Here is a 16,925-nt window from a genome sequence, read left to right as displayed (position 1 = left end):
GGCGGGGCCGGTCAGGGCCACTCCGCGCGCAGCCGGTCCAGTTCGGTGTCGCTCAGCGCGGTGAGGGAGAACTCGGTCGGCACCGGGGCGTCCGCGGTCACCTCGGCCGTCAGCGCGGCCAGGGCCGCCGGCGACCGGTGCTCGAAGACGTCGCGCACCCCGAACCCGAGCCCCGCCGCCCTGGCCCTGGCCACCAGGCGCAGGGACAGGATGCTGTCGCCGCCGAGTTCGAAGAACCCGTCGTCGACCCCCACCCGGTCCGCGCCCAGGACCTCGACGAACAGGTCGCGGACCAACGCCTCGCGCGGGTTCGCGGGTTCCCTGCCGCCGGTGGGCGCGATCCGCCGGGGGGCGGGCAGGGCGCCGCGGTCGAGCTTGCCGCCGGGGGTCGTCGGCAGGGCGTCGAGCACCTCGATCGTGGCGGGCACGAGGTGGCCGGGCAGGTGCGCGGCGAGGTGCTCGCGCAGTGCGGCGGGGTCGGCGGGGCCGGTGGTGTAGGCGACCAGGCGGCCGTCGTGCAGCACCACCGCGCTCCCCGTGACACCGGGGTGCGCCAGCAGGGCGGCTTCGACCTCCCCCGGCTCGACCCGGTGGCCGCGCACCTTGAGCTGCGCGTCGGTCCTGCCGAGGAAGTCCAGCGTGCCGTCGGGCAGCCAGCGCGCGGCGTCGCCGGTGCGGTAGAGCCTGCTCCCGGGCGGGCCCGCCGGGTCGGCCACGAACCGCTCCGCGGTGAGGCCGGGCCGGTTCAGGTAGCCGCGGGCGACACCGGCGCCCGCCAGGTACAGCTCCCCGACGACACCGGGCGGCACCGGGCGCAGCAGGTGGTCGAGGACGTGGCACCGCGTGTTGGCGATCGGGCGGCCGATCGGCGGTGACGAGGCCGTGGCGGGGGTGACGGTCGCGGCCGTGGACCACACGGTCGTCTCGGTCGGGCCGTAGGCGTTCGTCACGCCCGCGGTGCGGGCGACCAGGTCGCGGGCGAGGTCGGCGGGCAGGGCCTCGCCACCGGAGACCACCCGGACGCCGCGCAGCCCGTCGGCCCGGTGGGCCACGACCGCGCGCCAGTGCGTCGGCGTCGCCTGCATGACCGTGACGCCGTGCCCGTCGATCAGCTCGTGCAGCGCGGCGGGGTCCCGGACGTCGTCCGCGGTCGCGAGCACCACGCGACCACCCGACGTCAACGGCCCGAACAGCTCCAGGACGGAGATGTCGAAGGCCGCGGTCGTCACCGCCAGCCAGCGGTCCCGGGGTGTCAGGCCCAGCCGCGCGCGCATGTCGGCCAGGAGGTTGGCCACGTTGCGCCGCGACACGACCACGCCCTTGGGCACGCCGGTCGACCCGGACGTGTGGATCACGTAGGCGGCCTGCCCGCCCGCGACGGCGGCGGGGGCGGGCGCGCCGCTGCCCGCTGCCGGGGGCTCCACCGAGGAGGTCCGGGTCAGCACCAGGGCCGGTCGGGCGTCCGCCGTCATGACCCGCACCCGCTCGGCGGGCAGGTCCGGGTCGAGCGGCACGTAGGCCGCGCCGACGTGCCACACCGCCAGCAGCGCCACCACCAGCTCCACCGAGCGGGGCAGCATCACCCCGACCAGCGATTCGGTTCCCACCCCCTCGGCGCGCAACCCGGCCGCCAGCCGCTCCACGCGCCCGAGCAGGTCGCCGTAGGTCACCTCCCCGTCCCGGGACACCAGCGCGACCGCCGCCGGGTCCTGGGCGGACACCGAGGTCAGGACGTCGACCGGCTCGCCGGGGACGGCGGTGTCGTTCCAGTCCGAGGTCACCTGCCGCAGCTCCGCCGGGTCGGCGACCTCGACGTCGCGGATCGGGATGTCGGGATCGGCGGCGACCTGGTCGAGCACGCGGAGGAACCGGTCCGCCAGCCGGGCGGCGGTGGTGTCGTCGAACCGGTCGCGGTCGTACTCGAAGGCCGCCCGCACCCCGTCGGGGAGTTCGGTGTAGGAGAGGGTGAGGTCCAGGCGCGCCGACCCGCCGGCCACCGGTTCCTCGGTGGCGGTCAGGCCGTCGAACGCCAGGGCGGCGGGCGCGGCGACGTTGGGGTTGAGCAGGACCTGGAACAGCGGGTGGCGGCCGGTGGCGCGGGGCGGGTCGAGGAGTTCGACGAGGCGTTCGAACGGCACGTCCCGGTGGTCGTGCGCGGCCAGGTCGGTCTCGCGCACCCTGTGCAGCAGCTCGCGGAACGCGGGCGTGCCGGAGGTGTCCGTCCGCAGCACGAGCGTGTTGAGGAACAGCCCGACGAGGTCGCTCACGGCGGGGTCGTCGCGACCGGCGACGGGGGTGCCGATGGGGATGTCCGTGCCCGCGCCGAGCCGGGTGAGCAGGGTTGCGAGGGCGGCCTGGACGACCATGAAGAACGTGGCGCCCTCGGCCCTGGCCAGCAGGGTGAGCGCGGTGTGCAGGGCGGGCTCGACGTCGAACGCCACCCGGCCGCCGCGGTGGGTGGGCGCGGCGGGGCGCGGTCGGTCGGCGGGCAGCGCCAGCTCGGCGGGCAGTCCGGCGAGCGCGGCCAGCCGGCGGTCGAGGTGCGGGTCCGGCGCACCCCCGTCGAAGGCGTCCCGCTGGTGCAGGACGTGGTCGGCGTAGGTGAGCGGCAGGGCGGGCCAGTCGGGTCGCGCGCCGGTCCGGACCGCGGTGTAGGCGGCGGACAGGTCGCGCAGCAGCGGCCCCGTCGACCACCCGTCCAGGGCGATGTGGTGCGCGACGAGGGACAGCACGTGCTCGTCGGGTCCGAGCCGGACGAGCGTCGCGCGCAGCGGGAGGTCGGTGGTGAGCCGGAAGTCGTGCGACGCCTCGGCGGTGAGCAGGTCCGGCAGTTCGGCTTCGGTGCGGTCGACGCGCCGGAGCACGCGGCCCGGCGGTGGCAGCAGGACCTGGTGGGGGCCGTCGAGGTCGTCCGCGACGAGGGTGCGCAGGGGTTCGTGCCGCTCGACGACGAGCGCGAGGGCGTCGTCGAGGGCGTCGGCGTCGAGGTCGCCGCGCAGCCGCAGGGCGACGGTGACGGTGTAGGCGGGCGTGCCGTCGAACTGGTTCAGGAACCACAGCCGGCGCTGCGCCGCCGACAGGGGCACGCGGGGCGGGCGCGGCCCGCGGACGGGGCCGGGGCGGGCGGGGGCGGCGCCGTCGAGCACCCGCGCCAGGCGGGCGGGCGTGGGCGAGTCGAACACCTCCCGGACGGCCAGTTCCGCGCCGAGCACCGACCGGACCACGCCGACCAGCCGGGTCACCAGCAACGAGTGCCCGCCCAGGTCGAAGAACCCGTCGTCCGGCCCGACCCGGTCGACGCCCAGGACGTCGGCGAACAGGCCGCACAGGATCTCCTCCCGCACGGAGGTCGCGGGCCGGCCATGGCCCGCCTCGACCGAGGGGCGGGGCAGGGCGCGGCGGTCCACCTTCCCGTTGGCGTTCAACGGGAGTTCGGCCAGCTCGACGAACACCGAGGGCACCATGTGCTCGGGCAGGGTGGACGCGGCGTGGGCGCGCAGGACCCGCGCGGGCACGCCGCCGGTGGTGTAGGCGACGAGCCTGCGGTCCCCCGGCCGGTCCTCGCGGGCGACCACGACGGCCGCGAGGACGCCGGGACGGGCGCGCAGGACCGCCTCCACCTCGCCGGGTTCGATCCGGAACCCGCGGACCTTGATCTGGTCGTCGGCCCTGCCCACGAACTCCAGCTCCCCCGAGCGCGACCACCGCACCCGGTCGCCCGTGCGGTAGACCCTGCTCCCGTGCTCGAAGGGGTTCGCGACGAACCGGGTCGCGGTCAGGCCGGGCATGCCCGCGTACCCGCGGGCGACCCCGGCGCCGCCGATGTACAGCTCCCCGGTCACGCCGGGGGGCGTCGGCCGGAGGAACTCGTCGAGCACGAAGCACCGCTCGTCGGTCAGCGGTCGCCCGATGGTCGGCGCGCCCCCGTCCACGACGGACGCCGTCGACCACACCGTGGTCTCCGTCGGCCCGTAGACGTTGAGGACCGACGAGGCGGCCGAGGCCAGTCCGGCGGCGAGGTCGGCGGGCAGGGCCTCGCCGCCGACGAGGACCCGGACCCCGGCGAGGACGCCCGGGTCGTGGTCGAGGACGGTCCGCCACAGGGCCGGGGTCGCCTGCACGACGGTGGTGCCCGACGCGGCGATCAACGCGGTCAGCGCCCGGGGGTCCCGGATGTCCTCGGCGCCGGCCAGCACCACGCGTGCGCCGGAGGTCAGCGGCCCGAACAGCTCCAGCACGGAGATGTCGAACCCGACGGTCGTCACCGCCAGCCAGCGGTCGGCGGGGGACAGGCCGGTCCGCGCGCGCATGTCGGCCAGCAGGGCGGCCACGTTGCCCCTGGTCACCAGCACGCCCTTGGGCCTGCCGGTCGACCCCGAGGTGTGGATCAGGTACGCCGCGTCGTGCGGCGACGCGGGCGGGATCGGGTCCGTGCCCGTGCCCGACGACCAGTCGGCGAACGTGCGCTCGGTGATGGCCGTCGACGGGTCGGCGTCGGCGAGCAGCAGCCGGGTCCGCTCCTCGGGCAGCCCGGGGTCCACGGGCAGGTAGGCGGCGCCCGCCCGCCACACGGCCAGCAGCGCCACCACGAGGTCGACCGAGCGGGGCAGCACCACCGGCACCACGGACCCGGCGGACACCCCGCGGGCGCGGAGGCCGCGCGCCAGCAGCTCGGCGCGGCGGGTCAGCTCGCCGTAGGTCAGCTCGTCCCCGCCGCGGGCGACGGCGACCGCGTCGGGGTCCTGCGCGGCGACCAGGTCCCACGCGTCGGCGGGCGCACCGGACGGCGAGGACGCGTTCCACTCCCCCACCACGCGGCGCGCCTCGGCCTCGTCCAGCAGGTCGAACCGGCCCACGCGCCCACCGGGGTCCGCGGCGGCCTGCTCCAGCACGCGCACGAACCACCCGGCCAGCGCCCGCGCGGTGTCGTCGTCGAACAGGTCGCGGGCGAACTCGACCACGCCGTGCAGCCCCGCGGGCCGCCGGTCGTCGTCGCGGTGCTCCGCGAGCGCCACCATCAGGTCGAACTTCGCGGTGCCCGGGTCCGCGTCCACCGGCGTGGCGGTGAGGCCGGGCAGGGCGGGGGCGGCGGAGTCCGGCTCGTGCCCGTGGACGGACAGCATCACCTGGAACAGCGGGTGCCGGGCGGCGGAGCGACGGGGGGCGAGCACCTCGACCAGCCGCTCGAACGGCACGTCGCGGTGGGCGTAGGCGGCCAGGTTGGCGGTGCGCACGCGGCGCAGGAGCTCGGTGAAGCGGGGGTTGCCCGAGGTGTCGGTGCGCAGCACCAGCGTGTTGATCAGCACGCCCACCAGGTCCTCGACGGCGGCGTGGGAGCGGGCGGTGACGGGCGTGCCGATGGGGACGTCCGGGCCCGCGCCGAGCCGGGTGAGCAGCACGGCCAGCGCCGCCTGCAGCACCATGAACACGGTCGTCCCCTCGGACCTGGCCAGGTCGACCAGGTCGGCGTGCAGCGCGGCGGGGATCGTCAGCTCGACCGTGCCGCCCCGGTGGGACGGCGTGGCCGACCGGGGTCGGTCGACGGGCAGCGCCAACTCGTCCGGCAGGTCGGCCAGGCGCTCGCGCCAGAACGCGAGCTGGCGCGCGGCGACGCTCCCCGGGTCGTCCTCGTCACCCAGCTCCCGCTGCTGCCACAGGGCGTAGTCGGCGTACTGGACGGTCAGCGGGTCCCACTCGGGGGCGCGGCCGGCGAGGCGCGCCGCGTAGGCGGTGGCGAGGTCGTTCCCGAGGGGGCGCAGGGAGCCGCCGTCGGCGGCGACGTGGTGCAGGAGCAGCAGCAGGACGTGCTCGTCCTGGTGGAGCCGCAGCAGCACCGGTCGCAGCGGCGGTTCGCGGCGCAGGTCGAACCCCTCGCGCACGGTCCGGTCGAGCCTGGGGCCGAGGTCGTCCTCCGCGACCGGTTCGGCCACGAGGTCCGGTCGGGTGGCGGGGAGCACGACCTGGTGCGGGCCGTCCGCGTCCTCGGGGAACACGGTCCGCAGCACCTCGTGCCGCTCGACGAGGTCGCCCAAGGCGGCTTCCAGGGCCGCGCGGTCCAGCCTGCCGGTGAGCCGCAGCGCCACCGGCAGCGCGTAGCCCGCGCCGCCGTCGTCGAAGCGGTTGAGGAACCACAGCCTGCGCTGGGCCGACGACAGGGGCAGCCGCGCGGGCCGGGTGACCGGGTGGACCGGCGCGGGGTCGCGCTCCTCGCCGACGAGGCGGGACGCGAGCGCGGCCGGGGTCGGCGACTCGAACATCGCCCGCACGGGGACCGGGGTGCCCAGTGCCGCGCGGACGCGGGCGGCGAGCCGGATCGCCAGCAGCGAGTGCCCGCCGCGGGCGAAGAAGTCGTCGTCGGGGCCGACCTCGGGCACGCCGAGCACGTCGGCGAACAGCTCGCGGACGATCCGCGTCCACGGCGTCTCCGCGACCTCCCGGGTCGGGGTCGCCCCGGAGGGGATCTCGACCTCCGCCAGCGCGCGGCGGTCGAGCTTGCCGTGCGGGGTGGTGGGCAGCGCGTCGAGGAGGCCGATGGCGGCCGGGACCATGTGCTCGGGCAGCGCCTCGGCCAGCCGCGACCGCAGCCGCGCGGGGTCCGGGGCCGCGCCGGGGGACGGCACGACGAACGCGACGAGCCGCCGGTCGGGGCCCTCGCCGGTCGCCACGACCGCCGCGCGGTCCACTCCCCCGCAGGCCAGCAGGGCGGCTTCGACCTCGCCGGGCTCGATCCGGAAGCCGCGCAGCTTGACCTGGTCGTCGGCGCGGCCGTGGTGCTCCAGCAGGCCGTCGCGGCGCCACCGGACGAGGTCGCCGGTGCGGTACAGGCGGGAGCCCGGCGGGCCGAACGGGTCGGCCACGAAGCGCTGCGCGGTCAGCTCGGGCCGGTCCAGGTAGCCCCTGGTGACCAGGTCGCCCGCGACGTGGAGTTCGCCCACGACGCCCACCGGGACCGGGCGCAGCCGGTCGTCGAGCACGTGGGCGCGGGTGTTCGGGAACGGCGTGCCGATCGGCACCGGCCCGTCGGGCAGGGGCGTGCCGGGGTGCACGGTGAAGTCGGTGCAGTTGACCGTGGTCTCGGTCGGCCCGTAGGCGTTGACCACGCGCGCGTGCGGGTTGCGCTCGCGCCACCGGGCGAGCGCGGCGCCGTGCAGGCCCTCCCCGCCGAGCACGAGGGTGCCGCGCGGTGACGCGTCGTCGGGCAGGCCGTCGAGGAGCGCGAGGTGGCTCGGGGTGAGCTTGGCGAAGTCCGGGCGGGGCAGGGTGGTCGCGGTGTCCTCGGCCAGGTCGGCCAGCACCACCGAACCGCCGGCGACCAGCGGGGTGTAGAGGCCGGTGACGGTCAGGTCGAACGACAGCCGGGAGGACACCAGCGCCGTGCCCGCGGCGTCCGGGTAGGCGGCGCGGGCGCGCCGCAGGTAGGCGCCCAGGGAGCGGTGCTCGACCACGACCCCCTTGGGGCGGCCGGTGGAGCCCGAGGTGTGGATGACGTAGGCGGCGCGCCGGGGGTGCGCCGGGACGCGCGGGTCCGCGTCGTTCCCGGCCGCGGTGTCCGGCCAGGTCGCGCCGGGCAGTTCCGGGCCGCCCAGCACGAGCGCGGGCCGGGTGTCGTCGAGCAGGGCGCGCACGCGCTCGGCGGGCAGGTCCGGGTCGACGGGCACGTACGCCCCGCCCGCCTTGAGCACGGCGAGCAGCGCGACGACCGTCTCGACGCGCCTGGTCGCCGACACCGCGACCAGGCGCTCGGGGCCCACGCCGAGCGCGATGAGGTGGTGGGCGAGCCGGTTGGCCGCGGCGTTGAGGGCGCCGTAGTCCAGCGCCGTCGAGGAGTCGCGCACGGCGGGTCGCCGGGGGTGCTCGGCGGCGCGGGCCTCGAACATCTCCACGACGTCCTCGTCACCGAGGTCGGCCGCGGTGTCGTTCCACGCCGCCGGCACCCGGGCGGCGTCGCCGAGCACGTCCAGGTCGCCGAGCCGGCGGTCCGGGTCGGCGACGGCGGCGGCCAGCACCCGCAGCAGCCCGTCGGCCAGGGCTTCGGCGGTGGCGCGGTCGAACAGGTCCGCCCGGTGTTCGAGCACCGCGCCCATCCCGCCGTCCGCGCGGTCGAAGAGCCGGAACAGCAGGTCGAACTTGGCGGTGTCCGGGGGCAGCGGTTCCAGGGCTGCGGTCAGGCCGGGCAACTCGACCGGCGCGGCGGCGGGGTCGGCGTTCTGCACGACCAGGCGGACCTGGAACAGCGGGTGCCTGCCCGGTGACCGGGTCGGGCTCAGCGCCGCCACCAGGCGCTCGAACGGGACGTCCTGGTGGTCGTAGGCGGTGAGGTCGGCGGCGCGCACGCGGTCCAGGAGCTCGGTGAAGGCCGGGTCGCCGGAGGTGTCGACGCGCAGCACGAGCGAGTTGAGGAAGAGGCCGACGAGGTCCGCCACCGCGGGATCGGTGCGCCCGGTGATCGGTGAGCCGATGACGATGTCGTGGCCCGCGCCGAAGCGGGTCAGGAGCGCCGCCAGCGCGGCGTGCACGACCATGAACGCGGTCGTGCCGCGGTCCCTGGCGAGCCGCGCGACACCGCGCCTCAGCTCCGGCGTGAGCCGGAACTCGACGGTGCCCGCCGCGCCGGGTTCGGCGGCGGCGCGCGGCCGGTCGAGCGGCAGCCGCAGCTCCTCGGGCGCGCCGGCGAGGGCGGCGCGCCAGTGGTCGAGCTGGAGGGCCATCGGGGAGCCCGGTTCGTCGTCCGCGCCGAGCGCCGCGAGCTGCCACAGCGCGTGGTCGGCGTACTGCACGGGCAGCGGCTCCCAGGCCGGGGCGCGATCGGCGAGGCGCGCCGCGTAGGCGGTGGCGAAGTCGCGCAGCAGGGGCGCCACGGACCACTCGTCGACGGCGATGTGGTGCAGGACGAGCAGGAGCAGGTGCTCGTCCCGCGCCACCCGGAACAGGGTGGCGCGCACCGGGAGGTCGGTGGCCAGGTCGAACGGGCGGGCCACCTCGGCGGCCACCGCGCCGTCGTCGTGCGCGGTGACGCCCACCGGGAAGGGCGCGGGGGGCAGCACGACCTGGTGCGGGCCCGTCGCGTCCTCGACCACCAGGGTCCGGAGGACCTCGTGCCTGGCCACGACGTCGCCGAGCGCGGCGGCGACCGCGGCGGCGACCAGCTCGCCGGTCAGGCGCAGCGGCACGGGCAGGTGGTACGCGACGCCCCCGTCGAGGCGCTGGAGGAACCACAGCCCGAGCTGCGCCGAGGACAGCGGGACGCGGTCGGGACGCGGCCCGGCCACCACGCCGGCGCGCGCCCGGCCGGCGGTGGAGAGCGCGCGGGCGAGTTCCGCCGGGGTCGGCGAGTCGAACACCTGGCGCACCGCCACCTCGACGCCCAGCGCGGCCCTCACCCGGCCGACCAGGCGCGTCACCAGGAGCGAGTGCCCGCCGAGGGCGAAGAAGCCGTCGTCGGGGTCGACGCGGTCGACGCCCAGCACGTCGGCGAACAACCCGCACAGGACCTCCTCGCGCTGCGACGAGGGCGCCCTCCCGGCGCGCGACCGGACCACCGGGGCGGGCAGCGCGCGGCGGTCCACCTTGCCGTTGGCGTTGAGGGGCAGCTCGTCGAGGACGACGAGGACCGACGGGACCATGTAGCCGGGCAGCACCTCGGCGACGCCGGCGGCGAGCGCGGCCCGGTCGACCGAGCCGACGACGTACCCGACGAGGCGGCTGTCGCCCGGCCGGACCTCCCGCACGGCGGCGACCGCGGCGACCACGCCGGGCTGGGTGCGCAGGGCGGCTTCGACCTCGCCGAGCTCGACCCGGAAACCGCGGACCTTGACCTGGTCGTCGGTTCGACCGACGAACTCCAGCCGGCCCTCCCTCGACCACCGCGCGCGGTCGCCCGTGCGGTACAGCCGCTCCCCCGTGCCGAACGGGTCCGCGACGAACCGCGACGCGGTCAGCCCCGCCGAGCCGACGTAGCCGCGACCGACGCCGGCGCCGCCGACGTACAGCTCGCCCACCACGCCCGGCGGCACCACGCGCAGCCCCTCGTCCAGCACGAAGCACCGCACGCCCGCCATCGGCGAGCCGATCGTCGGCGTCCCGCCGTCCACGACGGACGCCGTCGACCACACCGTCGTCTCGGTGGGCCCGTACACGTTCAGGACGGACGCGGCCGACGCGTGCAGGTCGCGCGCCAGCGGCGCGGGCAGGGCCTCGCCGCCGACGAGCACCCTCACGCCGCGCACCGCGTCCGGGGCGGCGTCGAGGAGGGCGCGCCACAGGCCGGGTGTCGCCTGGGCGACCGTGATCCCGCACCGGGTGGTCAACCGGTGCAGCGCGGACGGTTCGCGCACCTCGTCCGCCGTGGCGAGGACGACCCGGCCACCGGAGGTCAGCGGACCGAACAGCTCCAGCACCGAGATGTCGAACCCCACCGTCGTCACCGCCAACCACCGGTCCGACGACGACAAACCCAACCGCACCCGCATGTCACCCAACAGGTTCGCCACGTTCCCCCGCGACACCACCACACCCTTCGGCCGACCCGTCGACCCCGACGTGTACATCGCGTACGCGGCCTGGTCGGGCGACACGAGGCCCCCGGGGAGCGGGCCGCCGCCGTCCGCCAGGTCCGCCGCCACGTCCTCGGTGACGACCAGCGCGGGCCGGGCGTCCTGGAGGACCGCGGTCAGCCGCTGGGCGGGCCAGCCCCCGTCGAGCGGCAGGTACGCGGCGCCCGCCCGCCACACCGCCAGCAGCACCACGACCAGGTCCACCGACCGGGGCAGCAGCACGCCGACCAGGTCCTCGGGACCGACGCCCCGCGCCCCCAGGCCGGACGCCACCCGCTCCGCGCGGTCGACCAGCTCGCCGTAGGTCAGCCCGTCGTCGCCGCACACCACCGCGACCGCCGCCGGGTCCTGCGCGGCGACCAGGTCCCACACGTCGTCCGCGGTGGCGACCACGTCCGACCTGTTCCACTCCACGACGACCCGGTGCGCCTCGGCCGCCTCCAGCAGCTCGAAGCGGCCCAGCCGCCGACCGGGGTCGGCCACCGCCTGTGCCAGCACCCGCCCGAACCACGTCGCCAGTGACCGGGCCGTGGCCTCGTCGAACAGGTCGGCCCGGTACTCCAGGACCGCGTCGAGCCCTCCGCCCGGCAGCTCCCCGATCTCGAACGCGAGGTCGAACCGCGCGCTGCCGGTGCCGAGCGGCACACCGGAGACCTCGGCCCCGGGCCAGGGGGCGAGGGGCGGCGCGGCGGTGTGCGTCGACAGCAGGACCTGGAACAGCGGGTGCCTGCCGTGCGACCGGGTCGGGTTGAGCAGCTCCACCAGCCGCTCGAACGGCACGTCCTGCTCGTCGTGCGCGGCCAGGTCGCCGTCGCGGACCCGGCCGAGCAGGGTGGTGAAGGACGGGTCGCCCGCCGTGTCGGCGCGCAGCACGAGGGTGTCGAGGAACAGGCCGACCACGTCCGCCACCGCCGGGTCCGACCGGCCCGCGACGGGGGTGCCGATCGGGAGGTCCGTGCCCGCGCCCAAGCGGGTCAGCAGGACCGCGAGCGCGGTGTGCAGGACCATGAACACCGTGGCGTGGTGGGCGCGGGCGAGCGCGACGAGGCCCGCGTGCACGTCGGCGGGCACGGTGAACGCCACCGCGCCGCCGCGGTGGTCCGGGTCGGCCGGGCGCGGCCGGTCGACGGGCAGCGCCAGCTCCTCGGGCAGCCCGGCCAGGTACCGCAGCCTGCTCACGGCCTGGCGGGCGACCTCGCCGTCCTCGGCGTCGTCGCCGAGCACGTCCCGCCGCCACAGCGCGTAGTCCGCGTACTGGACGGGCAGCGGCGCCCAGTCCGGGGCGCTCCCGGTCCGGCGGGCCGCGTAGGCGGTGGTCAGGTCGCGCAGGAGGACGCCGATCGACCACTCGTCCACCGCCACGTGGTGCGCCACCAGCAGGAGGACGTGGTCGTCGTGGCCGACGTGCACGAGGTGGGCCCGGAACGGGGCCTCGGCGTCCAGCCTGATCGGGCGTTCGACCTCGGCCCGGAGCACCTCGTGGAGCCGGTCGTGCGTGGTGTCCCGCTCGGTCAGGCCGGGCGTCGAGCCCGGCGGGAGCACCCGCTGGTGGGGTCCTTCGGCGTCCTCCGGGAAGGTCGTGCGCAGCGCCTCGTGCCGGTCGGCGACGTCGACGAGCGCGGCGGCGAGGGCGTCCCGGTCGACCTCGCCGCGCAGCCGGAGGGCGGTGGGCGTGTGGTAGGTGGAGCCGTCGGGTTCGTAGGCGTTGAGGAACCACAGCCTGCGCTGGGCGGGCGAGAGCGGGATGCGCCCGGGTCGGGGGCGGGCGGTCAGCGGGGTGCGCGCCTCGTCGGCGCCGACGAGGGCGCGGGCGAGGCCGGCGGGGGTCGGCGCGTCGAACAGCGCGCGCACGGGCAGCTCCACGCCGAGGGCGACGCGCACCAGGCCCACGAGGCGCATCGCCAGCAGCGAGTGCCCGCCGAGGTCGAAGAAGCCGGTGTCGGGGCTGATCCGCTCGACGCCGAGCACCTCCTCGAACAGCCCGCACAGGACCTCCTCGCGCGGGGTCGCGGGCGCCCGCCCCGCGGTGCCGAGGAGGTCGGGCACGGGCAGCGCCAGGCGGTCCAGCTTGCCGGTGGGCGTCATCGGCAGCGCGTCGAGCACGACGACCGCCGACGGCACCATGTGCCCCGGCAGCCGCTCCGCGAGGTGCGCCCGCACGGCCGCGTGGTCGATCGGGCCCGCCGCGGTCGCGTAGGCGACGAGCCTCGGGTCGCCGGGGCGGTCCTCGCGGAGCACGACCGCGCACTGGAGCACCGACGGGTGCTCGCCGAGGACGGCCTCCACCTCGCCGGGTTCGACGCGGAACCCGCGCAGCTTCACCTGGTCGTCGGTCCGGCCGACGTACTCGATCAGCCCGGCGGCCGACCACCGGACGCGGTCGCCGGTGCGGTAGAGGCGCCCGCCGCCCGCCTCGAACGGGTTGGCCACGAACCGCTGCGCGGTCAGGCCGGGCCTGCCCAGGTAGTTCCGGGCCAGGCCCGCGCCGGCCACGTACAGCTCACCCGCGGTGCCCGGCGGCACCGGCCGCAGCCAGGGGTCGAGCACGTAGCAGCGGACGTTGTCGATCGGCGGGCCCAGCTCGGCCGGCCTGTCGGCGCGGACCTCGCCGATGGTCGTGTCGGCGGTGCACTCCGTCGGGCCGTAGAGGTTGTAGGCGCGCAGGCCGGGCACCGAGTTCAGGTCGGCGCGCAGCCCGGCGCCGATGGTCTCGCCGCCCAGGACCACCACGGACGGCCGGTGCCGTCCCTCGTCGAGCAGGCCCGCGGCCACGAGGTGCAGGCACTCGCTGGGGGTCAGGTCGATCACGTCCACCCGTTCCCGGACGACCTGCGCCGCGAAGGCCGCCGGGTCGAGCCGGGTCTCGTCGTCGACGAGGTGCATCTCGTGCCCGTGCGCGGCCATCCACAGGAAGATCCCCCAGGAGGCGTCGAACGAGAACGACGCCGTGTGGTCCATCCGCAGCCGCCGGCCGCCGACCGCCCGCACGGCGGGGTCGAGCACCTGCCCGCGGTGGTGGTGCAGGAGGTTGGTGAGGCTGCCGTGGGTCACCAGGGCGCCCTTGGGCCTGCCCGTCGACCCGGACGTGTAGAGGATGTAGGCGCCGTGGGCCGGGGTGGTCGCGCGCGGGGGGTCGGTGGCGGGCCGGCGCTCCAGTTCGGCGCGGACCTCCGGCGCGTCGAGGACGAGAACGCGGTCCGGGTGGACGGCGGCGGTCCGGTGCGCGACCGCGCCGGTGGCGACCACCAGCGCGGGGTCGGCGTCGGCCAGCATGAACGCGGTGCGCTCGGTCGGGTAGTCGGGGTCCACCGGCAGGTACACCGCGCCCGCCTTGTGCACCGCCAGCAGCGCCACCACGGAGTCGACCGACCGCGGGACCAGCACGGCGACCACGACCTCCGCTCCCGCGCCCCGCGCGAGGAGCGACCGGGCCAGCGCGTTGGCCCGCGCGTCCAGCTCGGCGTAGGTCAGCGACTCGTCCCGGTGCACCAGGGCCACCGCGTCGGGGGTGCGGCGGACCTGGGCGGCGAACAGGTCGGGGAGCACGTCGGCGGGGTGTTCGCGCGCCGTGTCGTTCCACGTCACCAGGACCTGCCGGCGCACGGCCGGGTCGAGGGTGTCCAGGTGGCCCACCGGGACGCCGGGGTTCGCCACGACCGCGCCCAGCACGCGCAGCAGGTGGGCGGAGACGTCCTCGGCCTCGGCCCGGTCGACGAGGTCGGGCCGGTGGTCGAGGAGGAACCGCAGGTCCGGGTCCGCCACGGCGACCAGGCCCAGCGGGTAGTGGGTGGCGTCGTAGCCGCGGGCGGCGGTGACGACCAGGTCCGCGAAGGTGCCGTCGGCGGCCGGGTCGGTGGGGTAGTTCTCGAACACGAACGAGGTGTCGAACAGCGTCGGCAGCCCGGTGACGGCCGTGACGTCGGCCGGACCCAGGTGCTGGTGCGGCAGCAGCGCGGCCTGCTCGACCTGCACCCTGGACAGCAGCGCGGCCACCGGCTCGCGCGGGTCCAGCCGCACCCGCACCGGCAGCGTGTTGACGAACAGCCCCACCATGTCCTCGACGCCGGCCAGCTCCGGCGGGCGGCCCGCGACCGTGGAGCCGAAGGCCACGTCCGGACGGCCGGTGCGCTCGGCGAGCACCAGCGCCCAGCAGACCTGGAGCACGGTGTTGGTCGTCAGCCCGTGGTCGCGGGCCAGGGCGGCCAGGCCGGCGGCCACCCCCGGCTCGGGGGTGAAGCCCAGCTGCCGGGGCGCGGCGGACGCGCGGGTGGCGTCCGGGTCGGCGACCAGCGTGGGCTCGTCGAAGCCGGCGAAGGCCCGTGCCCACGCCGCCTTCGCCGCCCCGGTGTCGCGGGAGGCCAGCCACCGCGAGTAGTCCCGGTGCGGGCGCACCGGGGGCAGGCCGCTCGCGTCGCCGCCCGAGCGGTAGAGCGCGACGAGGTCGCGCAGCAGCACCGGCATCGACCAGCCGTCGAGCACGATGTGGTGGTTGGTCAGCACGAACCTGTGGGCGCGCTCGCCGACGCGCAGCAGGGCGCAGCGCAGCAGCGGCGGCGCGCCGAGGTCGAACCGGTGCTCGCGATCGGCCAGGGCCTCCCGCTCCGCGGCGGCGGCGGGGTCGTCCTCGGCGCGCAGGTCCCGTTCCCGCCAGGGCAGGACCGCCGTGCGGGCCACCACCTGCGCCCAGTCGCCGGTGCGCCGGCGGCGGAAGGCGGTGCGCAGGGTCGCGTGCCGGTCGACCAGCGCCTGCGCCGCGGCCCGCAGCGCGCGTGCGTCGAGGTCGCCTTCGAGGTCGACGACCAGTTGGGCGACGTAGACGTCGGCGCCCGACGGCCCCTCGTAGGCGTGGTGGAACACCATGCCCTGCTGCACCGGCGTCAGCGGCAGGATGTCCTCGATGACCCGGCGGTCCTGGCTGGCTCGACTCACGCGCGCGTCCCCCACTCCGCTTCCAGTTCCTGTTCCCAGTCGTCGATCTCGTCCTGCGTCACGCCGGGCAGCACCACGTCGGACGGGGTGAGACCGCCCGCGTCCGGGTCCGCGACGTGGGCGACCAGGTCGCGCAGCGCCGCGAACCACAGCTCGGCCAGCTCGCGTACCTCGGCTTCGGCCAGCAGCTCGCGGCCCCACGTCCAGGCCGCGACGAGCCGGGGCCCGTCCGCGCCGTCGCGGGTGAGCGCGTTGAGCTCCACGGCGTGCGCCAGCGGCAGCTCCGGCGGCGCGCCGCCGCCCGCGCCGGCGACGTCGGGCACCATGCCCCAGTCCCCCGGTTCCTCCGCGAGCAGGCGTCCGAGGTAGTTGAAGCCCAGCTGCGGCGCGGCGGCGCCGGCCAGTCCCCCGCCCGGGTCGAGGTGGCGGAGCAGGCCGTAGCCCAGGCCGCGCCCCGGTACCGCCCGCAGCTGTTCCTTGACCTGCTTGAGCAGCCGTCCCGCGTCGCCGCCCACCGCGCCGGGTCCGGTGTCGAGGTGGAGCGCCACCGGGTGGACGGTGGTGAACCAGCCGACCGTGCGGGACAGGTCGACCCCCGGGTAGGTCTCGTCGTGCCGCCCGTGGCCCTCGACGTCGACGAGGACCTCGGTCGGCACGACGCCCCGGGCGCGGCGCCACTCGCGGACCGCGGCGGCGAAAGCGGTCAGCAGCACCTCGTCCACGCCGGCCCGGTACGCGGCGGGCACCGCGGTCAGCAGCGGCGAGGTGATCTCCGCGGGCAGGGTGAGCTGGAGGGTGCCGGCGGTGGCGTGGGTGTCGCGGGCGTCCGGCGCGCGGGTGCCGAGCAGGGGGTCCGGGCCGCGCACGACCCGTTGCCACCACGGGAGTTCGGCGGCGCGCGCCGGGCCGCGGGCGTCGTCGTCCAGCAGCCGCGCCCAGCGGCGCAGCGAGGTGGTCGTCGGGTCCAGTTCGAACGGCCGGCCGGCGCGGACCTGCTCGGCCGCGCGGGCCAGGTCGCCGAGGAGGATGCCCCAGGAGACGCCGTCCACGGCCAGGTGGTGGGCGACCAGGAGCACGGTGCCGGGGGCTGTCGGGCCCGCGTCGAACCAGAGCACCCCCAGGACCGGTCCGGTGGTGGGGTCGAGCGAGCGGCGGACGCGGTCGGCGTGGTCGCGCAGGAGGCGGTCCCGGTCCGCGGGGTCCATCCCCGCCACGTCCCACCGGTGCACCACGTCCTCGGCGGGCACCGCGCCGGGCGGGTGGACGCGGAGGCGCCAGGTGCCGCCCGGGTCCACGTCCACCCGCAGCCGCAACGCGTCGTGGTGGTCGAGGAGCGCGCCCACGGCGGCCACCAGTTCGCCCCGGCGCAGGCCGGCGGGGGCGCGCACGGCCATCGACTGGGTGAAGCCCGCGACGGGGCCGCCGCGCGCGGCCTGCCAGGCC

Annotated in this window: 2 protein-coding genes; both read right to left on the bottom strand. The window is 77.0% G+C overall.

Annotated features, from left to right (window positions below; all coding sequences use genetic code 11):
• Positions 1-11 precede the first annotated feature (11 nt).
• Positions 12-15,482, bottom strand: a complete 15,471-nt coding sequence (locus tag ACR807_RS35965; protein ID WP_438925971.1) for a non-ribosomal peptide synthetase — start codon at positions 15,480-15,482, stop codon at positions 12-14.
• A partial coding sequence (locus tag ACR807_RS35960; protein WP_438925970.1) for a condensation domain-containing protein occupies positions 15,479-16,925 on the bottom strand: 1,447 nt, incomplete at its 5' end. The genes ACR807_RS35960 and ACR807_RS35965, both read right to left, overlap by 4 nt.

It is taken from the genome of Saccharothrix sabaoui (assembly GCF_051756985.1).
Classification (GTDB): Bacteria; Actinomycetota; Actinomycetes; order Mycobacteriales; family Pseudonocardiaceae; genus Actinosynnema.
Note: the sequence above shows the minus strand (reverse complement) of the source record. Positions and strands in the feature narration are given on the sequence as shown.